The 20,718-nt window shown below is 58.6% G+C and carries 20 protein-coding genes; 14 read left to right on the top strand and 6 right to left on the bottom strand.

Features of this window, described 5'->3' with window-relative positions; genetic code table 11:
- Positions 1 to 36: 36 nt before the first annotated feature.
- Positions 37 to 615 (top strand): NUDIX domain-containing protein, encoded by a 579-nt coding sequence (locus GFJ39_RS02690; protein WP_153429548.1) that lies wholly within the window; start codon positions 37 to 39, stop codon positions 613 to 615.
- A 193-nt stretch (positions 616 to 808) separates the two neighbouring features.
- On the opposite strand, the gene GFJ39_RS02685 is transcribed toward GFJ39_RS02690, so the two are convergent.
- Together GFJ39_RS02685 and GFJ39_RS14015 are read right to left on the bottom strand one after the other, a co-directional pair.
- A complete protein-coding gene (locus GFJ39_RS02685) occupies positions 809 to 2,272 on the bottom strand; it encodes an LTA synthase family protein (RefSeq protein WP_153429547.1) in 1,464 nt (487 codons plus the stop codon).
- 127 nt (positions 2,273 to 2,399) lie between these two features.
- Positions 2,400 to 2,546 carry a hypothetical protein gene (locus GFJ39_RS14015; protein WP_194285266.1) on the bottom strand — a complete coding sequence of 49 codons (147 nt, stop codon included), beginning with the start codon at positions 2,544 to 2,546 and terminating at the stop codon, positions 2,400 to 2,402.
- A 262-nt stretch (positions 2,547 to 2,808) separates the two neighbouring features.
- Between GFJ39_RS14015 and GFJ39_RS02680 the strand changes: the two genes are divergently transcribed.
- The 3 genes from GFJ39_RS02680 to GFJ39_RS02670 are packed head-to-tail and all read left to right on the top strand — an operon-like array spanning position 2,809 to position 6,704.
- A complete protein-coding gene (locus GFJ39_RS02680) occupies positions 2,809 to 4,137 on the top strand; it encodes a capsular polysaccharide export protein, LipB/KpsS family (RefSeq protein WP_194285265.1) in 1,329 nt (442 codons plus the stop codon).
- A complete protein-coding gene (locus GFJ39_RS02675) occupies positions 4,134 to 5,504 on the top strand; it encodes a capsule biosynthesis protein (RefSeq protein ID WP_228391753.1) in 1,371 nt (456 codons plus the stop codon). Before GFJ39_RS02680 ends, GFJ39_RS02675 begins: the two co-directional genes overlap by 4 nt.
- Before the next feature lie 6 nt (positions 5,505 to 5,510).
- A complete protein-coding gene (locus tag GFJ39_RS02670) occupies positions 5,511 to 6,704 on the top strand; it encodes a glycosyltransferase family 4 protein (RefSeq protein WP_325062799.1) in 1,194 nt (397 codons plus the stop codon).
- 295 nt (positions 6,705 to 6,999) lie between these two features.
- On the opposite strand, the gene GFJ39_RS02665 is transcribed toward GFJ39_RS02670, so the two are convergent.
- The 4 genes from GFJ39_RS02665 to GFJ39_RS02650 all read right to left on the bottom strand — a co-directional run bounded on the left by GFJ39_RS02665 (position 7,000) and on the right by GFJ39_RS02650 (position 10,242).
- The gene (locus GFJ39_RS02665; protein ID WP_194285264.1) at positions 7,000 to 8,085 is read right to left on the bottom strand and encodes a glycosyltransferase family 4 protein; all 1,086 of its coding nucleotides are present in this window, start codon (positions 8,083 to 8,085) and stop codon (positions 7,000 to 7,002) included.
- Between the two features lie 68 nt (positions 8,086 to 8,153).
- On the bottom strand, positions 8,154 to 8,747 hold the full coding sequence (locus GFJ39_RS02660) for a sterol desaturase family protein (protein ID WP_153429541.1): 594 nt from the start codon (positions 8,745 to 8,747) through the stop codon (positions 8,154 to 8,156).
- A gap of 229 nt (positions 8,748 to 8,976) precedes the next feature.
- Positions 8,977 to 9,354 carry a hypothetical protein gene (locus GFJ39_RS02655; RefSeq protein ID WP_153429539.1) on the bottom strand — a complete coding sequence of 126 codons (378 nt, stop codon included), beginning with the start codon at positions 9,352 to 9,354 and terminating at the stop codon, positions 8,977 to 8,979.
- Between the two features lie 60 nt (positions 9,355 to 9,414).
- The gene (locus tag GFJ39_RS02650) at positions 9,415 to 10,242 is read right to left on the bottom strand and encodes a PadR family transcriptional regulator (RefSeq protein ID WP_228391752.1); all 828 of its coding nucleotides are present in this window, start codon (positions 10,240 to 10,242) and stop codon (positions 9,415 to 9,417) included.
- Between the two features lie 72 nt (positions 10,243 to 10,314).
- Here GFJ39_RS02650 and GFJ39_RS02645 point away from each other — a divergent pair, with 72 nt between their 5' ends.
- From GFJ39_RS02645 to GFJ39_RS02600, 10 genes are all read left to right on the top strand, one after another.
- Positions 10,315 to 11,124: a TVP38/TMEM64 family protein gene (locus GFJ39_RS02645; RefSeq protein ID WP_228391751.1), complete on the top strand. Its 810-nt coding sequence runs from the start codon at positions 10,315 to 10,317 to the stop codon at positions 11,122 to 11,124.
- Between the two features lie 73 nt (positions 11,125 to 11,197).
- Entirely contained in the window at positions 11,198 to 12,466 is a 1,269-nt protein-coding gene (locus GFJ39_RS02640; RefSeq protein ID WP_153429537.1) for a multidrug effflux MFS transporter, read from the top strand.
- Positions 12,467 to 12,479: 13 nt separating this feature from the next.
- A complete protein-coding gene (locus GFJ39_RS02635; protein WP_153429535.1) occupies positions 12,480 to 12,830 on the top strand; it encodes a response regulator in 351 nt (116 codons plus the stop codon).
- Between the two features lie 77 nt (positions 12,831 to 12,907).
- The gene (locus tag GFJ39_RS02630; protein ID WP_062031179.1) at positions 12,908 to 13,447 is read left to right on the top strand and encodes an adenine phosphoribosyltransferase; all 540 of its coding nucleotides are present in this window, start codon (positions 12,908 to 12,910) and stop codon (positions 13,445 to 13,447) included.
- 23 nt (positions 13,448 to 13,470) lie between these two features.
- A complete protein-coding gene (locus GFJ39_RS02625; RefSeq protein ID WP_153429534.1) occupies positions 13,471 to 14,301 on the top strand; it encodes an NADPH-dependent oxidoreductase in 831 nt (276 codons plus the stop codon).
- A gap of 128 nt (positions 14,302 to 14,429) precedes the next feature.
- Positions 14,430 to 16,928 (top strand): ATP-dependent helicase HrpB, encoded by a 2,499-nt coding sequence (hrpB, locus tag GFJ39_RS02620; RefSeq protein ID WP_153429531.1) that lies wholly within the window; start codon positions 14,430 to 14,432, stop codon positions 16,926 to 16,928.
- Between the two features lie 75 nt (positions 16,929 to 17,003).
- The gene (locus GFJ39_RS02615; RefSeq protein ID WP_153429529.1) at positions 17,004 to 18,260 is read left to right on the top strand and encodes a S1C family serine protease; all 1,257 of its coding nucleotides are present in this window, start codon (positions 17,004 to 17,006) and stop codon (positions 18,258 to 18,260) included.
- Positions 18,253 to 18,471, top strand: coding sequence for a hypothetical protein (locus GFJ39_RS02610; protein ID WP_153429527.1), 219 nt, complete (start codon positions 18,253 to 18,255; stop codon positions 18,469 to 18,471). The genes GFJ39_RS02615 and GFJ39_RS02610 overlap by 8 nt, the downstream gene beginning before the upstream one ends.
- Positions 18,472 to 18,571: 100 nt before the next feature.
- Positions 18,572 to 19,252, top strand: a complete 681-nt coding sequence (locus GFJ39_RS02605) for a winged helix-turn-helix domain-containing protein (protein ID WP_011252400.1) — start codon at positions 18,572 to 18,574, stop codon at positions 19,250 to 19,252.
- A 6-nt stretch (positions 19,253 to 19,258) separates the two neighbouring features.
- Positions 19,259 to 20,677 (top strand): sensor histidine kinase, encoded by a 1,419-nt coding sequence (locus GFJ39_RS02600; RefSeq protein WP_153429525.1) that lies wholly within the window; start codon positions 19,259 to 19,261, stop codon positions 20,675 to 20,677.
- Positions 20,678 to 20,718 lie beyond the last annotated feature (41 nt).

Genomic DNA, 20,718 nt, shown 5'->3' with positions numbered 1-20,718 from the left:
CGATTCGGAAGAACGAAACAAGATCAGGATCCGTCCATGAGCTCCGACACGACCCTTGAAGACGCCCGCAGGGACGCCGGTTTCCAGACGATTTCGACCCGACTGGCCTATAGCAATCCCTGGACTGCCCTGCGCGAGGACATCATCGTCCATCCCAACGGAAAGCAGGGGCTTTATGGTATTGTCGAGCGGAGCGAGTTCGTCGTGATCCTGCCGCTGCATGCCGACGGTAAGGTCACGCTGATCCAGCAGTTCCGCTATCCGGTGGGCGAGCGGCTGTGGGAGCTTCCGATGGGTATGTGGGAGACGAAAGAGAACGTCGATCCGGTCGAGCTTGCGCTGGGTGAATTGCGGGAGGAAACCGGGCTGCGCGCCGGTGAGATGACCCATGTCGGCACGATGTATCAGGGCGCTGGATATTCGAACCAGAAAGGACATGTCTTCCTGGCGCGCAATCTTACACGCGGTGAGACGGCGCTGGAGGCGACGGAAGAGGACATCACCTGTCACGACATGACGCTGGAGGCGTTCGAAGCCCTGATCCGAGACGGCGAACTGAAATGCATGGTTTCGCTGGCCGCCTTCGCCTTGATCCGGACGAAAGGGTTGATCTGAAGGGGTTTTTTCCCACCTTGCGGAACCGGATATGTGTCCGGGGGCAGCTGTTCTCCAGCACATCCTGAAGGTCCCGATGGTCGGAACCGCATCGCTGTCCTGTGTTTATCAGACTTCGTTCTGTCTCTATCTGAAATAAAGATCAGCTCATGGAGTCATGAAAGACAACTCACGATCCATACGGGGTCTTCCTTCAGGAAGGTCTGAATGATTTTCCAAGAGAGCGGATTATTTTTTCGGAAAACTCTGCTGGAGTGAGGTGCGCGCCCTGTGGGAAATCAAAGTCGGCCGGCGAATGATATGTTTTTATAACGAATGGCGTGGATTTACTGTGCCCTGGTGAATTGTAGCCTGGGATGGAGGGGCGATGATCGCCGAAAAATGCCAGTACGGCTTTCTTCCCCAATCCTGAAAGCTTCTGATCAAGCATATCAAGTAGAAGATCGCTGTTTCGGAGGTGGAAATCGTAGATCTCGAGTGGATCTTTATACTCGATTCCATCGACCTGCTTCCAGGGACCATGGTTTTCCATTGTCACGGCATAGATCATCTGGGTTTTTTGAGATGATTTTTCAATAATTTCACTGATTTTCTTTCCGAGCACGAGATCTCCCACGTAAGATCCGCAAAGATCGTCTTCAGAAAATGCTTCCGTAGAAATGAGTTTCGTAAATCCCATCTGGGGCATGAGCTGGGTTCTGTTATAAAAACGTAGATCGTGAGGATGTAAGAAAATTCTTTCTTCGAAAAAAGAAGAGAGGCGATTGGGTAATGCATAAGACATGTTGCGATGGGCTGTCAGGAACGGGTCAAAATATCTGAACCCAAGACTTTTCTCATCCTGTCCGAAGAGCACGGCATATTCTGTGCGCATTGTGTAAGCGCCAAATCCGCTGACGTCGAGTTGTCCACTTCTTGTATTTCCGCCCTCCTCCTGAAGACGGGTGAGGGTAGGTAACGGGGGAAGGGGGTGTTGAGGACTGAGGGAAACCGGATCGGCAAAAGACTCACACTGGATAATAATGAGCAGTTCTATATCCGGCGTGACACTGAAAGAAGAGTTTTCGAGAGGAGCGGGGGCGGCTTCACGGCGCCAGCGCAGGAAGTAAAAGAAAAGTGTCGCGATCAGTCCGTAATTTCTGACATCAGAAAAAAGATCCGGGTGAGTCATGAATGTTGCGGACCAACTTTTCTTCCATAAAAAGGCTAATATCGAACCAGATACAGTCATTATGGCTATCCCGACCCAGCGAGAGTGGGGCGGGAAATCAGATTTTATTACAAAATATACAATTACAGGCACGAAAATTAGTGCAGATATTATAATTATTCTAAGAAATTTAGGGACGGCATCCATATAAAAGCGTGGATAACGCAGAAAGGACGCTGCGACAGCGAGGTCGCTGAAAATCAGGGGTTCTCCCAGAACCTGGTATTTCAAAGTGGATGCCATGGTGAGAAGGGATGTGAGCAAAGTGGTGATCGTGAAGGCAAGCCAAGGGCTGCCCGTCAAGAAAAGAAAAAATCCGAATTCGGAAAATATGATAATATTTCTTGGGAATGACTGTGGAAAATTCAAAAATATCCGTGAATTAACAGTATCAATAATTGAATTAAATAAAAACAAACTTATTATTATGATGAAATATTCTGACACGTATTATTTTTTTCATTTAGGGTGACAAAATTGGGATGCGGTCATCTTAGTGATGACAATCCTTGTTCCACAAGGCGGATTGAGGATTTTTCTTTTTTTGAAGATATATTATTGAATGGTTTCTCTATCATTCCTTGCCCTGATCTTTGGAAGTCGGCCGCTTTTTAATGACCTTTCTGAGAATTCCCCCGCCCTTGACATTGGATGTTCCGGTATCTGGGCGTCCGATCCGGGACTGGCGCTCGTTTTCTGGAAAAACAACGACTGAAGCCATCCTTCTCCAGAGGTTGCGGGCAGAAAGGCTGGGTGGCGCTTTCTGGTTGCCGGCCCGTTCTGAAAAAGGACACTTCGATCATCTTGTTTCGGGCGGTGGTGACTGGGAGCAGACGCGGAAAATCATTCAGACCATTCTGACGCAACATTCAGGACAGACCATCTGTGTTACTATGCCGGCGGGTGAAGGTTTGCCAGCATTTCCGCGAACATTCAGGCATGAAAATGTGGTTTTTTTTCAGCCTTCCGAACCCCATGCGCTTTTGCAACGCTGTACAGCGGTCTGGGGGAGTAAGCCAGACGATCTGACGCTGCTGGGGGCGGTATATGGTCGGCCTGTAAAGCTCCTGAACCCGCACGACACGTTCGAAAGCTTCTCTACAGGCCAGGCGATGGGCTGGCTGACGGAGGGGGTCGAATGGAGCAGTCCGTTCACGGGGCGGCGGGTTGATTTTGCAGCGATGGTGGAGATTGTCTCTGACGTCAAAAGAGCGTGGCTGCAGAAGCGTAACCTCGGTGTCTGCGTGGGAATGGCCTGGTGGAAGCGCCGTCGGATCAGGCAGTTTTTCGAGGGATCTGGCGTCCCGGTTGTTTTCCGCTCCCGGAGTTTTGCGGCGGTGCGGTCCGCAGAAAGCCGGGGCAGGGGCATCGCTGTCTGGGTCAGTCGCGTGCCTCGGGGGCTGTTCAGGCTTTCCGCTGCGGCAAATATTCCTGTCGCCAGAGTGGAAGACGGTTTCCTTCGCTCCATCGGCCTGGGCAGTGATCTGCTTCCGCCCTCTTCCATTGTTCTGGATCAGCGGGGGATCTATTTTGATCCCTCATGTCGCAGCGATCTCGAATGCCTTTTGAGCAGCACAGAGTTCACGGAGGCCCTGCGTGTCCGCGCGGCAGCCCTGATGAAGGTACTGGTCGAGCGGAACATCTCGAAATACGGTGCATCGCCCCCCACCGGATTTTATCGGGATATCCCGGCAGGAAAGAGAATACTTCTTGTTCCCGGGCAGGTGGGGGATGACCTTTCGATCCGGCTGGGCTGTTCGGAAATTGCGGACAATCTTTCCCTTCTGAAAGTCGTGCGGCAGCGTAATCCCGGGGCGTATATTATTTTTCGTCCTCATCCGGACGTGGATGCGGGTCATCGCAAAGGCCATGTGCCTGACGACGTTGTGCTTCTCTATGCGGACGAAATACAGCGCGGTGGTTCCATGACGGCCCTGATCGCCTGTGTGGACGAGGTACACACCATGACGTCGCTTGCGGGTTTTGAAGCTCTGCTGAGGAAGCGGTCCGTTGTGACCTACGGACAGCCTTTCTATGCGGGATGGGGGCTGACAGAGGACATGGCTCCCCCCATTGCCAGACGTGGGCGCCAGCTTTCGCTCGAAGACCTCGTGGCAGCTACGTTGATATTATATCCGTGCTACCTTGACCCGGTCACGCTTTTGCCATGTGGACCTGAGATTCTGATCGAGCGTCTTTCACAGCCGGAGTTGTGGAAACCCGGTCTTGTAACTCGACTTAGAAGGGTGCAGGGAAGACTGTACAAGCATGTGGCCCATCTGGTGTCCTCGTCTGCAAGAAAGAGTAAATGACTTTAGATTCAAATATTTCGATGGATGCCACTCCGGAACCCAAACTGGAAACACGACGTTTTCTGTTGCTTCAGGGTTTGATGGGCCCTTTCTTTGAAAGGGTAGGCAGGGGACTTCTGAAGGAAGGCTACGGCGTTCACAAAATCCATTTCAATGGCGGCGACCGGCTGTTCTGGAGATTGCCGAACGCTACGGATTACTGCCACTCCCTGGAAGAATGGCCGGCTTATCTGCGGGATTTTATTGCCCGCAACGGGATTACGGATGTCCTTCTTTTTGGTGACTGCCGCCCCCATCATGCCGCGGCACTCGAACTGTGCCGCGAACTGCATGTGCCCGTTCATGTATTTGAAGAAGGTTATCTGCGGCCGGACTGGGTAACTCTGGAACTGGGGGGCGTTAACGGCCATTCCAAACTGCCACAGGATCCGGAATATTACCTGAAGGAAGCCGCACATCTTCCAGAGCCTGAGCCCCACTATCCGGTGCCATCTTCGTTTCGCCGACGGGCCATGGAAGGCATTGCTTATAACACTGCGGATATTCTGTCCCGATGGCATTATCCTCACTGGACCAATCATCGCCCCTGGCATCCGCTGACCGAGGGGATGGGTTGGCTCAGAAGGCTTTCTGACCGTAAGGCTGCAATCCAGCGCAGTGAAGAGGTGCTTCGCCGACTGTCGGCAAGCAAGGCGCCTTATATGCTGTTTCCACTGCAGTTGAATGCGGATGCGCAGGTGCGTCTCCATTCCGGCTTTAGTGGCATTGAGGATGCGATCGAACAGGTTATCGCTTCCTTTGCGGCATCTGCTCCCCTGGACATGCGCCTGATCATCAAGGAGCATCCGCTGGATAACGGTATTTATGACTGGCGCCGTATCGTCGGTCGGATCGCCAGAAAATATGGTGTTATCCAACGGGTGGGTTATATCGAGCGTGGTGATATTGCGGTGATGGTAAAAGCTGCCAGGGGAGTGGTCACTATCAACAGTACCACAGGAACTTTAGCGGTTGCCGAAAATATTCCAGTGATTACGCTTGGACAGGCGGTTTATAATATTCCAGGAATTACTCATCAGGATGGTCTGGATAAGTTCTGGAAGTCCCCCAAAGGTCCCGATCCTGAGATATTCATGGCTTTTCGGCGTGTGTTGATAGAATATTGTCTGGTTCCGGGGGGCTTCTTTTCTGAAGAAGGGTTGGAAACGCTCGTTAATGGAGTGATCAGCCGTCTTCAGAGACACTGTCCCATCAAATTTCGTGAAGCCTGTAGAACCAATGGGCCGGACGTAGCCGCATGGGATTGCATGAGGCGCCCTATCCTGTCTCTGTCAGCCAGGCTGGCGGATATTGTGGAAGGCTTTTGAACTGACGTGACAGCGGTTTCGTATCTTCTGGATATTTCCCGCCTGCTGGCGCGTGCGGAGTATGCTGTTCCTACTGGGATAGACCGGGTTGAACTGTCTTATGCCCAGTATCTTCTGACTCACAAACGGGAACAGAGTTATTTCTGTGCCATGCATCCGATAGGAATTGCGGGCGGTATTCCAACGCCGTTGGCGGAGGAAATGATCGAGGCCCTGGCTGAAAAATGGGGATCATCTACCGCCTCCACAACGGCAGTACGCTTGAAGAGAAAGATCAGGAGAAAAATCCTTTATTCTTCTCTTCCGAAAAAACCTCGCATGGTTCACATCTTGGTATCCCATCATCATTTAACCCGCCCAAGGGTGATCGGAAGCATTCTCAAGCGTACAGGCGCGAAATTTGTGCCTATTCTGCATGATCTTATTCCTTTGGAATATCCTGAATATGCGCGCCCTGGTGAGCCGGCGAGGCACGCCGTCAGGGTACAGACAATTCTCGATTATGCGGCTGGCATCATTTTTCCATCACAGGCCGTGCGTGATGCCTTCATGCCTTACATGGAAAAACATTCCCGCCAGCTTCCCGTCGGTCTGGTTCCTCTGGGTGTTAATGTAAAAAGAGAAGAGGACCTGCTACCGCCGACACTGGCATGTCCTTCACGTCCCTATTTTGTCTGTCTGAGTACGATCGAACCCCGGAAAAATCACCTGCTCCTGTTGCAGATCTGGCGCCGTCTGGCGGAACAGATGGGTGATAGGGCGCCAGTTCTGGTTATCATTGGCAAGCGAGGGTGGGAAAACGAAAATATCGTTGATCTTTTGGACCGGTGTCCCGCTCTGAAAGAACATGTTCTGGAGTATAATGAACTTCCGGATCAGGACGTCATCCATCTTCTGAAAAACTGTCGGGCTTTGCTATTCCCCACGTTTTCTGAAGGATTCGGATTACCGCTTGCCGAAGCTTTTTCCTTTGGTGTGCCGGTATTGTGCTCCGACATCCCCGTGCTGAGGGAGGTGGGAGCAGGCATCGCAGATTATCTGGATCCTTTGGATGGTCCCGCCTGGATAGAAGCCATCATGGACTATACGACTGATAGTCAGCGTAGGCGCGATCAAATCGACCGTATTCAGTCTTGGAAACCATTTGGGTGGGATGACAGTATATTCTGCACTCTTAAAAGTATGCATGATTTTTTATAGATGGGGGACCGAAAGGTTGTGCATTGAAGACGTTTCTGCCTGATTTTCGCGCTGCGCCCGTCGCGGAGCGGAAGGTCTTGTCTCTGGATTGCTACGCGGCGACGTTCATCCTCTTCAGGAAGAGGACGCGACGCATATCATAGACGATATTGGCAGCCCGATCCTCATGATGGCTCGTGCAATGCCCGCGGTTTCGACATAACGGATGTCCGGGGGCATAGGCTTGAGAGGGGGCTTTTTGCTGGAAAAATCTTTCTGTATGGAAGCGTTCTCAGAAAATTTTCACAGTAGAAATTCAATTCTTTATAAAACCTCTGTAAAAATTTCCGATTTTCCGAGCATAAGATGGAAATTGGAAAGCCTCAGCCCGCAAAAGCCCAGCCTGAACTAAAGACTGGTACAGAAGGTTATTTGTGCCAATTGTGTGTATGGCTTCACTGATTTCCTTCACATCCACGGGAGAGACCAGAAGCGCGGCCTGTTGGGCAATTTCTTCTGTGGCATGTCCGACGCTGGTGATGACCGGGGTGCCCAGCATCATGGCCTCGATAATCGGCAACCCGAAACCTTCTGCGAGGGAGGGGTAAACAACTGCACGGGCTTCCTGAATCGCTCTGATAAGGGCGCTTCGGGAGCACCATGGGATCAGATGGACCAGGTCAGGTCTCGGGTGAGTGTGAAGAGCCGCGAGTTCAGCCTTAGCCCCGAAGCCTTGATTACCAATAAGCGTTAAAGGACGACTGGTTCTGGATAGCCCATGAGCAGTAATGATTCGCCCAATGTTTTTGCGTTTCTCGATGGAGCCAAAATATAAGAAACCGTTACTTGGGCACGGAGAGGGGGTATCATTGGCTTCCTGAAGTTCTTCGTCCGAGAAGCTGACCGCTTGAGGTAGAAGAGTGATCTTGTCTTCTGCAATGCCTAATTCAGAGACCAGATCTGTCTGGACGGCTTTGGATACGGTTACGATGCCATCTGCCTGTTCACAGCACTGAAGGAGAAGACGATTCATTTCCGTTTTGGAAAAACTGCCGTATTCAGGGTGAAGAATGGGAATGATGTCGTGGATGGTGACAATATTCTTGGTGTTTTTCCACATTAACGGAAGTGGATAGGTCCAGTGCATGAGAGACGGAGGGGGCTGACTCTCCAGATACGTCATTTTATGCCAGGTTCTGCTTCGTACAGTGGCGGTACGATAGAGATCATGAACCTGATAGTTCATTCCGTCCATTTGAACAGTTCGCTCTGAGGAACCAGCTCGGAGGAAGCGCCGTATCTGACGCGGAAAAGAATGGGGGTTGAAGTCCGGACTGTTCTGCAGCATGTCCAGAAGCCGTGAATGTCCAAGCCCTTCAGTTTCACAGGCTTTTTCCAGCATCCGGGCATAGGTTGCTACGCCCGTTCCGCCTGAACGTCCCGTACTGCGGGTATCAAAGCAGATCCGTATCATTTGGATTGGCGGCGTTTTTCACTTTTGGTGCCACAGATGCGGTCCCAGAAAATGGCTGTTACTGCGAAATTACGATCCGGGTTCGCATAGTGGTGCAGCATGTGGTGCCGGTGCAGAAGGCGGAAAAACGGCCATTTTTTCATAGGAAACTGGTGGCAGGCATAGTGGATGAAGTCATAACCGACATAACCCAGCAGAAATCCCAGAAAGATCGCCTTTCCATTCTGATGAAACAGCGAAACGGCTCCAAACCACAGAACTGCCGCAATTGGAACCGTCACGTTCAGGGGCAGCATGTTACGCAGGGGATCTGATGGCAGGTCGTGATGATTGCCATGGATGACAAAAATCAGATGCTGTCCAAAAGCAGACTTCAGGTCCAGATGGAAAAGAAAGCGATGTCCCAGATATTCTATAATGCTCCAGACCAGAAAACCCAGAAAAACCATTTCCAGAAATTTTCCAGCAGGCATAGGCAAAGTATTGTAAATAACCAGCGTTAATATAAAGGTCCAGAACGGTAGGAATATCTTCATCGGCATGAACGTCATAAGTTCCAGCCAACGGTTTTGAAAAAGTCTTACGGACATCTTGATATCTGATCCCTTCTGCAATATGTCCGCAATCGCCTACTGCGCCTTAGATGAAAATCAATCTTCTTAACTCTAACGACAGATCGTGCGTAAGTAAAATTGGGATAGAGCCCCGATGTCCTGATAAAAATGTTTTATCTCTCACTTCGTTGCAGAAAAAAATCAGGCCAGAAATCAGTCACCAGATCGTGAGTTCCGACTCCGGATTCAAAAATCCCTGAAGATCCTAGGATTTTTCCAGAAGCGCCTTGCAACGCATCCAGGACATGCGGTCGCGGAAGATGAGCAGGACATAGTAATCCAGTTCACGGCTGCGGGTTTTCGTGGTGCGGCTGTAGAAGGGGTAGACGTCGAACGGCCCCTGAAGTCCGGCAGGAGCGGGTTCGGACGGCAGGAGGCACGTTACCCGGAACAGCGGCATGTAGACCGCATCATCGCCGGGGTTGCGCCGCACATGCCACAGGTTGCGCCGGAACTTTCTCAGCCGCTCGGGGAGCAGGAAGACCATCGACTTCTCGATGAAGCCTTCCTCGAAATGTTCGGGACGGTAATACCGCATGTCCTCGGGCATGTTGCAGAAATGGGGATGGTCCTGAACGATCATGGACCATCCCTTACGGCATTGCGGCGGCTGACGGGAGGGGCCCCGTCCTCGGTTCCGCTTTTAGTCCCGGTCCTGTTCGGCTGAAGGCGGTGCGGCGATCTCCGCTGCGGCCCGGCGCAGGATCGCCACGATGCGCCGCAGTTCGTCCGCATCGGCGCCCCGCCGGGATTTCAGGGCGACCTTCAGCGCAAAGCGCGCGTCATGAAACTCCTGTCCCAGGGAAGGGTCGAGGTCGTTGATGCCGGTAAAAGCTTCCCGGACATCTGCCATGCGGGCACCGATTCGACTCAGGATATCGAGGATGCGGGCTGCTTCCTCGCTGTGGGCCTCGAGATGGGCACGCCCGTCGTCCGTCAGGCTGTAGAGCTTGCGGTTGCCCTCCTGTACCACGGCGGCAAGACCGGCTTCCTCAAGATAGGTCAGGGACGGGTAGATCACACCGGGGCTGGGTTTGTAGAAGCCGCCCGAACGCTCTTCGAGGCGCCGGATCAGTTCGTAGCCATGGGCAGGCGCTTCCGCGAGCAGGGCCAGAATGACGAGCTGAAGCTCGTCGGCGGTCAGCTTGCGACCGCGCGAGAAACCTTCGCCTCCCATGTCGCCACCAAAGCCCCTGCCGAAGCGCCCGCCAAAGCGTCCGCCGCCCATGCCATCCCCACGGCCCCCCCCACGGCCGCCATGCCGCGGTCCGAAGCCGCCTTCCATGCCCCGGTGTCGACCGTCCCGTCTTTCACCGCGTCGTTCGCCCCGGTTTTCATTCCGGCTTTCACCATTGCGCCCGTTTTCCCGATCATCGCCTTCCGCGACGGGGCGGCTCCTGCCGAAGAAGCTTTTGCGATGATTGCGGCCATGACGGTCCATGCTGAAAAGATCTGCTTTACGTCTGAACATGATGTTCTCCTATTCGATATATCGAACGATATAATATCTTAAGATATATCTTCAAGATGAAAATTGAGCCTGATGATTTTTCTTCAGACAGGTTTCCGGGAGCGGAAAGGCGAGCATGAACGCGTGTTTACGGTCCGACCCATAGCCGCGGGGGGCAGTGGCTGGTATCGGGCAGGGATGGGTAGTCCGATCTCTCTTCCCCCTGACCCGGATCTGCGTCGCACGCTGCGGCAGATCGTGCCGTGGCGCGCCGCATTGACGATCGGTGCGATGCTGGTGCTGGTGGCCGCCCTCCAGCGGTTGCCATTCATCCATCATCTGCTTGAAAACGCCCCGCACTGGCATGAGACGCCAGGCGCGCCGTTCTGGTTCCTGCTGCTGGCCGTCCCCTACAGCGCATGCGGTCTGCCCCGTCAGGCTCTGTGCGTGGCGGCGGGGCTGGCCTTTGGATTGTGGGGCGGACTTGTCCTGTGTTCGCTTGCCTATATGCTAGGGGCCGTTCTGGCATATGGCTGGGCGAGGCTGCTGGCTCCCGCGGCCTTCCGGGCACAGCTGCATGACAGGCTTCAGGCAGATTATGCCGCTCTGGCGCGCACACTCCATGCAAAGCCTTTCCGGGCGGTCCTGACGCTGCGACTGATGCCGGTGGGGTCCGCCCTGCTGGTTTCAACGGCCGCGGGACTGTTTGAACTGCCTCTTCTGCCGTTCTCGGTCGCGACCTTTCTGGGCGGTCTGCCACAGACGCTGATCTTCGTTCTGGTCGGGTCCGGAACGCGGATCGGACATGTCCTCCAGTTGGGGCTTGCGGGAATCCTGTTCGTCGTGTCGGGTGTGCTGGGCGCTGTTCTGCTGCGCCAGCATGGGCGGACCGAGACCTCCTGAAAACGTCCCCCTAACACCAGGCACCCGACAGACACTTTTTACTCCGTACTCTGAACACAGCAGGCAGACGCGCATGACAGATCAGGACATGACATTCAGACGGGGCGATCCTCTGCCCGCATGGCTGCCGGTTCTGCTGGGAATCTTTACGGCGGTCGGGCCCGTCTCGACGGATGTCTATCTCCCGGCCCTGCCTGAGATGGAGCGCCAGCTCCATACCGCGGCAGGTTCGGGGAGCGCGACCATGGCGGCCTGGGTAATCGGGCTGGCCATCGGGCAGATCAGCATCGGCCCGATCTCGGACCGCTTCGGACGGCGCTGGCCGCTCCTGATCGGCATGCTGGGTTATACGCTCGGCGAAATCGGCTGTGCGATGGCGCCCAGCATGACGTTCCTGTGCCTGTGCCGTGTCTTTTCCGCCATCATGGCCTCAGCCGGCCTCGTGGTGCCCAATGCCTGCATCCGGGATCTGACGGAGGGCGATGAATCGTCGAAAATGATGTCACGCCTGATCGTCATTCAGGGCACCGTGCCGATCCTTGCCCCCATGCTGGGCGGTTTTGCGCTGAAATTCGTGGACTGGCGCATGATTTTCTGGGCCACGGCCGTCTATGGCGGGCTCTGCACCCTCCTGCTGATGACGGTCTTTCCCGAAACACTGGACCCGCAGGACCGCCGGGATCTGCGCCCGATTTCCATCATCGAACGCTACACCTATATCCTTCGGACCCGCAGCTTCATCACGAATGGTCTGGTCTGGAGTTTTCTGGGATTCGTGACCTTTACCTACCTCACGGCGGCGCCCATGCTGTTCGAGGACGTGTTCGGAATGTCGCCGTTCCATTACGGCATGCTGTTCGGGCTGTTCGCGATCTGCATGATCGGGGCGTCCGCCATCAACGGGCAGCTCGTGGGGCGCGTCAGTACGGGCCGGATGCTGTTTTCCGCGCTGGGGGTCAGTCTGGCCGGGTGTGCGGTTCTGCTTCTGCTGGCGCTGGTGTCGAACTATGATCTCGACCCGCAGGGGCATATCAAGGCGATGTTCCTGTGGCCGCTCATCGTGGCCCTCGTCATCACCATGGCGCCCACGGGCGTCATCGGGCCGAACGCCATGGTCGGCGCGCTGTCCGAGCAGTCCGACCGTGCCGGTTCGGCCTCGGCGCTGGCGGGCACGATGCAGTATCTTTTCGGCGCCGTGGCGAGCGCACTGTTCGGGCTGATGCCGTCCGGGACGGCCGTTCCGATGGCGATCTTCATGACGTTTGCCTTCGTTGCCGCCATGGGATTTGCCCTGCTGCGGCCCCGCCTGCCGGTCATTGCGGAACCTCCGCGCCATTCCTGAGGAAACATCCGTCATGAAAGCTCTGCTTGTCGAAGATGACGCCGCCATCGCGCTGGTGGTTGAGACGGTTCTCCAGCGGGAAGGCTGGACGGTCCGGCATGTTCTGGACGGTCTGGCGGCTCTGGAAGGGGACGGGGCGCCCGATCTTCTGGTGACGGACCTCAACCTGCCCGGCGCCAGAAACGGACTGGAAATCGCGCATCTGCTGCGGGAGCGTCGCCCGCAGATGGCCGTCGTGCTCATGTCCGGCGATTATGAAGACCGCGACACGGCCCCGCACGGCATGGCCGTGCTGCCCAAACCGTTCCGCAGGGCCGGGCTCCTCGCGGCCATCGAACAGGCGACAGGCGCGATCCGGACTTGAGCCCAGGACTTGAGTTAGGGGGGAGACTCCCCTACATGCCGCGCTGTTTGCCATGACCAGATGAAAGCCGTGCCACCATGTCGTTCCAGGATCCCCAGCCGCTCGATCTCAAGAGTTACATCCGCGAAATTCCGGATTTTCCGAAGCCGGGCATCCTGTTCTATGACATCTCGACGCTGATCCGCTCGCCCGACGCCTGGCAGGTCGCCACCGCACGTCTGGCCCGTGCGATCGCCGCGTGGCAGCCGGACATGCTGGCCGGAATCGAGAGTCGCGGCTTTCTCACGGCGGCTCCGCTGGCCCTGCGTCTGGGCTGTGGCTTCACGATGCTGCGCAAGCCCGGCAAGCTGCCGGGCAAGACCATTTCCCTGAAATACGGCCTCGAATATGGCGAGGACGAGCTGCACATCCAGGCAGACGCCATCAAGCCGGGCCAGCGCGTCGTGGTGCTGGACGATCTTCTGGCGACGGGTGGCACGCTGGCAGCGTCCGTTGATCTTCTGCGCAAGGTGGGCGCCGAGGTCGTAGGTGCGTCCGTGCTGATCGAGCTTGCGGATCTGAAGGGCCGTGACAAACTGGACGTTCCGCTGAACGCTCTGATGACGTACGACGAGTAAGGCGACGAATAAGGGAACACGATATGTCGGGCACCTCTTCCGAAAGGATTTCCGCACTGTGGCAGACACGGTACCGCAGGCCGGCGCCGGAAACCCTGCCGGATAATGCGGTGCTCGACCTGCTGCTGTCGCATCATTCGGTCCGGGCCTATCTGCCTGACGCCTTGCCCGAAGGCACGCTGGAGGCCGGAATTGCGGCGGCGTCCTCGGCTGCGACCTCCAGCAATCTTCAGGTCTGGTCCGTCGTGGCTGTCGAGACCCCGGAGACGCGGGCCAGACTTGCCGAACTGTGCGGCGGCCAGAAGCATATCGAAGTCGCGCCGCTGTTCCTCGCATGGATCGTGGATCTGTCCCGGCTGGAGCGGATCGCCAATCGGGCAGGGACGGGGCACGAGGCGCTCGACTATGAGGAAATCTTCCTCATGGCGACGCTCGATACCGGCATTGCGGCCCAGAACGCCGTCACGGCCTTCGAGTCCCTCGGGCTGGGCACGGTCTATATCGGCGGCCTGCGCAACCATCCCGAAGAGGTGGCACGCCTCCTGTCCCTGCCGCCGCGTTCGGTGGCGGTGGTGGGGCTCTGTGTGGGTCAGCCCGATCCCGCAGCCCAGAACGGCCACAAACCACGTCTGGGGCAGGACGTGGTTCTGCACCGCGAGCGCTACAGCACGGAGACCGAGGCTGAAGGCATCGCGGCCTATGACCGGGTGGCGGACGACTACCAGAAGGAACAGGGCCTGTCGTCGCGCGCCTGGTCGGAAACGGTGGCCAGTCGTGTGGACAGCTTCAAGGGCCTGAGCGGCCGTCACGTCATGCGCACGGTGCTGCATAAACTCGGTTTTCCGTTGCGGTAAAAACTACAGAGAGAAGTTTTTGGGTTCCGCCTTTTTCGAAAATGCGGAGAGCGTCGAAGCTTTTTGAAAAAAGCTTCACCAAAAACTTTTAAACTGCTGGCTGTTGTTGCCGGTGCGGGGGCTGCGTTCTGACCTTTATTCTTCCTCCCGAACTTCCTGTTACGGCGATTCTGCCGGAGCTTCTGGCGACGTTGCAGACGCAGCCCAACGCCGTTCTCGTCGCCCCTCCGGGTGCGGGCAAGACGACGCTGACGCCGCTCGCGCTTCTGGACGCGCCGTGGCTCGGGACGCAGCGCCTGATTCTCGTGGAGCCGCGTCGCGTGGCGGTTCGTGGGGCGGCCTCGCGCATGGCGTCGTCACTGGGTGAGAAGCCGGGCGGCATTGTGGGGTTCCGCACGCGCACCGATTCCGCAATGTCCGCCAGAACGCGCATCGAAGTCGTGACCGAAGGGCTGCTCCTGCGTCGCCTGCTGACCGATCCGTTGCTGGATGGCGTGGGCGCGGTGCTGTTCGATGAAGTGCATGAACGCTCGCTGGATCTGGACGCGGCGCTGGCGTTCTGTCTGGACATGCAGCGTGAAATGCGGCCTGATCTGCGGATTCTGGCCATGTCCGCCACACCGGATGGCCGTGCGTTCACGACGCTGATGAACGCCCCGCTGATCGAAAGCGAAGGCCGCCAGTTCCCGATCGACATCCGCCATACCCGCGACATTCCCCATCTGCGGGATCTGCCGGAAGCCTGCGCCCGCGCGATCCGTCAGGCGCTGGCGGAAGAAGACGGCGATATCCTCGCTTTCCTGCCCGGCGTCGGCGAAATCCGCCGCACGCAGGCGTTGCTGGATGGCACGGTTCCGGTCTTCCCGCTGCATGGCGAACAGACGACCGAGGATCAGGACCGCGCCATCGCGCCGTCCGACACGCGCCGCGTCGTGCTGGCGACATCCATTGCCGAGACGTCCGTCACGGTTTCGGGCGTGCGGATTGTCGTGGATGGTGGTCTGCGCCGTGCGCCGCGGCTTGACCCGAATACGGGCCTGTCGCGGCTGGAAACGCTGAAGATTTCCCGCGCCACCGCCACCCAGCGCGCGGGTCGTGCGGGGCGGCAGTCTCAGGGCATTGCCATCCGCCTGTGGTCGGAGATGACGCAGCGCAGCCTGCGCCCGCAGGACGCGCCGGAAATTCTCGTGGCCGATCTGACGGATTTCGCGCTCGTCACCGCCGCCTGGCAGGAAGTGATGGGCACGGCTCCGGACAGTCTGCCGCTGCTGGACACGCCGCCTTCCGGCGTTCTGACGGGCGGGCGCGAACTGCTGCGGGAACTTGGCGCACTGGATGACGCCAACCGCATTACGGCGCTTGGCAAACGCATGGCGTCCCTCGGCACGCATCCGCGTCTGGCCGCGATGCTGTGCGCGGCCCGGACCCTGCCGGAGCGCGTGACGGCGGCCTGTCTGGCAGCGCTTCTGGAAGAGCGTGATCCGCTCCGTCCGCGTCCGAACCGCCCTTCCGGCCCCGCGTCAGGAGCCGATATCCGCGTTCGCTTCGCCCTGTTCGAGCGCGACGACCCGCGCGCGGACCGGGCCAGCCTGTTCCATATGCGTCAGTCCGCCAAACGCTTCCTGCGCCGGATGGGAGAGCGGGACGTGCCGCTCATCCCGCTGCCGGATCATGCGGGCGCGCTGCTGGCCGCCGGTTTTCCGGATCGGGTGGCGCAGGCGGCGGGTGAGTTCGGGCGTTTCCGTCTGGCAGGCGGGGGAAGTGCCCGCGTTTCGGCCAATGATCCACTGGCCCGCGAGAAACTGCTGGCGGGGGCGGCGTTTCACACCCGCACCTCAACGGAAATCACGCTCGCAGCCCCGCTGGATGCCGAAAACCTGCCCCGAACCCTTCTGGACCGGACCCGTGAGCAGGTCGAGACGACGCTGGACGGGACATCCGGCCGCATCATCGCCCGTCGCAGGCTCCGTCTGGGCGCGCTGGTCCTGCGTGACCGCAATGGCGAGATCAGTCCCGAGGAGGCTCAGGATCTTCTCTTGCAGCAGATCGCCGCGACTCCGGCACAGGCCCTGACATGGACGGAGGCCGGACGTCAGTTTCAGGCCCGCGTGGCCCATGCCCGCGCGACCTATGCGCCGCATCTGCCGGACCTGTCCGATGACGGGCTGGCCGCGTCTCTGGAATGGCTGGAACCTTATCTTGCGGGATGTGACCGGCTCTCGCAGGTGCGGGCGCTGGACCTGCTGTCCATTCTCCGTGCCCGTCTGGACTATGCCGATCTGGCCGCACTGGACCGTAAACTCCCGCCGCGCCTCACGCTGAAGGCCAGCACGCACGATATCGACTATACCGGCGCGGTTCCTACGGTTTCCGCCCGCGCGCAGGCCTTTTACGGCACGGCCCGGACGCCCGAACTCGCGGATGGACAGTTGGCCCTGCAATGCGCGCTTCTGTCTCCCGCCGGGCGTCCGCAGGCGATCACGGCGGATCTGGAAGGGTTCTGGAAGGGGAGCTGGGCCGATATGCGCCGGGACATGCGGGGCCGCTATCCCCGCCATGACTGGCCCGAGGACCCCGCAACGGCAGAGCCGCCGAAAGCGCGCTCGAAACACGGTCCCAAACCGTGAATCGTCAGGATCTTGGGATGTGGAACAATTCTGTGTTAGCAGTTTTGATATGACGATGTTCCTGTCCTGTTTCCCATGAACCGCACCCTGCAGGCTGCTGCGATCGGTGCCGGAACGGCCACTGTCGTGACGGTGGGGCTGATGCTGGCCCTGCGCGGCCATGGCAACAGTCCGCAGGGCGTTGTACATCCGGTGGAACAGCGGCAGAAACCGGCGGTCGTGCGGGCTCTCGCGCCGAAAATACTCCCGACCATCATCCCCGACCGCACGGTCGCGGGGGAGAACACGGACGCGCATGGCATTCCGACACAGCCTGCTGTGGTGCCGGCACCCGCTCCCGCTCTGCCGCCACTTCTGGTCAAATACGGCCCGCTGAGCTTCGCCCCGCTGGTGCGGCAGGTGATCCCGGCCGTCGTCAACATCGCCATCACCCAGAACAGCCCGGACGGCCACGACCATATCCCGCCCCAGATCCGCGGCACCCCGCTCGAAAAGCGTTACCGGGACCGCATGAAGCGCCAGCAGGAAGAAATGGTCGGCGCCGGATCAGGCTTCATCGTCGATCCCTCCGGGATCATCGTCACGAACCGCCATGTCGTGGGTGGCGCGGACAAGGTCGTGGTCTCGCTCTCCAACGGGCATGAAATGCCGGCGCGGCTTTTGGGGGCCGATCCGCTGACGGATATCGCCGTCATCAAGGTCGATAGTCCCGAGCCACTTCCGCATGTTACGTGGGGCGACAGCCAGCAGACCGATATCGGGGACTGGATTCTCGTCGCGGGCAATCCGTTCGGGTTCGGATCGTCCGTTACGGCTGGCATCGTCTCGGCGGTCGGGCGCGATCTGGGAATTGGTTCGCTCGACGACTTCATCCAGCTCGACGCCCCGATCAATCCGGGAAATTCGGGCGGACCGGCTTTCAACATGCGCGGGCAGGTCGTGGCCGTGAATGCCGCCATCGTGACGCCTGCGGGCGGGTCTGTGGGGATCGGGTTCGGGATTCCGTCCGAAATCGTGGCCCCGATCGTCGCGGAAATCGAGGCGACCGGCCATGCCGAACATGGCTGGCTCGGCATCACACTTGATGACAGCGATACCGATATCGGTATCGCCGGCGTCGATAACGGTGGCCCGGGACAGAAGGGTGGTCTGCGACGCGGAGACATCGTAACGCAGGTGGACAATGTGCCCGTTACCAGTGCGCGGATGCTCCTGCGCAGTATCGCGGCGGCCCGTCCGGGCGTGGTTCTGAGTTTCCGGATCCAGCGCGGCAAAAAAACCCTGATGTTGCCCATCCATATCGGCCCGCGTCCGCAGGATGCGGATGACTGAGCTGCTTCCCGGCGCAATGATCCGCCTTGGCCTGTGTGGTGTTCTTCTGCTGGGCACTTTGGCCGGATGCAGTCCTGCGCGGCCCTCACAGGGCCAGAGCGGCTATCGCGACGGCCTTTCGGAGGCCTCCCCGTTCTCATGGGGCCCGATCAGCGCGTCATCCCTGCGTGATGCGCAGCAGGACGCGTTTGACAACGCAATTCCCCGCTAGGCGGCCCGTTCTGTAACAACGGCGTTTGACGGCGCCCTTCAAGCCGGTATTCTTTCGCACAAGAACGGCGAGACTGCGTTCGGAAGGGAAAGAGACAACGATGCGTATCCTGCTGGTCGAGGACGATCCGACTGTCCGTGCTTTCGTGCTCAAGGGCCTCCGAGAAGCCGGGCACGTCGTCGATGAGGCGGATAACGGCAAGGACGGCCTGTTTCTGGCCGTCAGCGAGAATTATGACGTCGTGATCCTGGACCGGATGCTGCCGGGCGGCATCGACGGGTTGCGGATTCTGGAAACCCTGCGCGGGCAGAAGAATGCAACGCCCGTCCTGCTGCTCTCGGCGCTGGCGGATGTGGACGAGCGCGTCGCGGGCCTCAAGGCCGGCGGTGACGATTACATGACCAAGCCCTTCGCTTTTTCCGAACTTCTTGCGCGTGTGGAGGCACTGGGCCGTCGGGGCCGTCCCGAAAGTGCGCCGCAGACGCGGCTTGTGGTTGGCGATCTGGAGATGGATCTCTTGTCTCGCACCGTCAAACGCGGCGGCGAAAAGATCGACCTTCAGCCGCGCGAGTTCCGTCTGCTGGAGTTCCTGATCCGCCATGCCGGACAGGTCGTGACCCGCACCATGCTGCTCGAGCGGGTGTGGGACTATCATTTCGACCCGCAGACCAACGTGATCGATGTGCATGTCTCGCGCCTGCGCCAGAAGGTGGACAAGCCGTTCGACAAGCCCATGATCCACACGATCCGCAATGCCGGTTATATCCTGCGGGCGGACTGAAACCTGATGTTCCGGCGTAAGGTCCGCCGTCTCGGACTGTTCCTGAAACGGCGCCTGCGCTGGCCCATCCGCTCGGCCGGGCTGAACTTCGCCCTGGCTTACGGCCTCGTCTTCGTGATTTCGGCCGGGGCGTTCCTGTCCTTCATCTGGTGGAACACAACCGGCCAGCTCGACAGTCAGGTCGAGATCGCGGTGCAGGTCGATGCCGCCGACCTCTCCCATCGCTGGGCGCAGGGCGGCCCTTCCGCGCTCAGTCTCGCCATTCAGGACCGGCTGGATCAGAACGTCGATGACGACGAACTGTATCTTCTGGTTGGTCCGGACGGTCGCAAATTCGCCGGAAACCTGCCGGGCTGGCCCGTCGTCATCACCCGGCTGGACACGTTTTACGAACTGGCCATCAAGCGCGACGGTTTCCGCACCAACGCCAAGATGCACGCTTATCCCCTGACGCAGGGTTTCCGGATGATCGTCGGGCGTGACGTCCGCGGGCGACAGCTCGTCCGGCACGTCCTGACCGATACGCTGATCTGGGCATGGATCATGGTGTCGATGCTGGCGGCAGGCGGCGCGCTGGCGATCCGCAGGATTTTCCGGCAGGTCGTCCGTTCCATCGCCCGTACCACGGCGGCGGTGGCGCAGGGCGATCTGAGCCAGCGCATCCCGCTGACTGGCAACGAGACGGATCTGGTAGGCCAGACCGTCAACACCATGCTCGAGCGAATCAACCGCCTGATGGATGGCGTCAAGCAGGTCTCCAACGCCATCGCCCACGACCTGCGCACCCCGATCGCCCGCGCCCGTGCCCGTCTTGAAGACGCCAACCGCACCGCCACGTCTGCCGAGGAGCTTCACGCCGCCATCGATCGCGCGGTCATGGATCTCGACCGGGTGACGTCGATTTTCGAGGCTCTCCTGCGAATCGCGCAGCTCGAAGCCGGGGCCAGACGGGCCGCCTTCACGATTCTGGACCTGCGTCCCCTGCTGGAAGGGGTGAGCGAGCTCTACGAGGCTTCCGTCGAGGATGCGGGACTGCGACTGGACTTCAGGGCGGGAACGGTGCAGCCGGTGAATGGCGATCCGCATCTGCTGCAACAGGCCGTTGCGAATCTGCTGGACAACGCCATCAAGTTCGCTCTCCCCGGAACCACCATCACTCTTTCAGTGGCAATGGAGGGTGAGCGTCTGGCTATCACGGTCGCGGATCAAGGGCCCGGCATGAGCGAGGAGGACCTGAGCCGCGCTTCCGAACGGTTCTTCCGTGCGGAAACGGCACGCAACACACCAGGAGCCGGACTGGGTCTGTCGCTGGTCCAGGCGGTCATGAGCCTGCATGGCGGTTCGCTGCTACTGAAAGCCGGGCAACCTGGCCTGACCGCGACCCTCCTGCTTCCGGTCGTTCCCGCCGTATCAAAAAAGGGATGACGGAAGTTTCATCCACGCCCCACCCTGCGCTTAGCTGGAAT

This window comes from Gluconobacter aidae, from assembly GCF_009547075.1.
Classification (GTDB): Bacteria; Pseudomonadota; Alphaproteobacteria; order Acetobacterales; family Acetobacteraceae; genus Gluconobacter; species Gluconobacter aidae.
The sequence above is the reverse complement of the archived record's forward strand: the minus strand, read 5'-3'. Positions and strand labels throughout refer to the sequence as shown.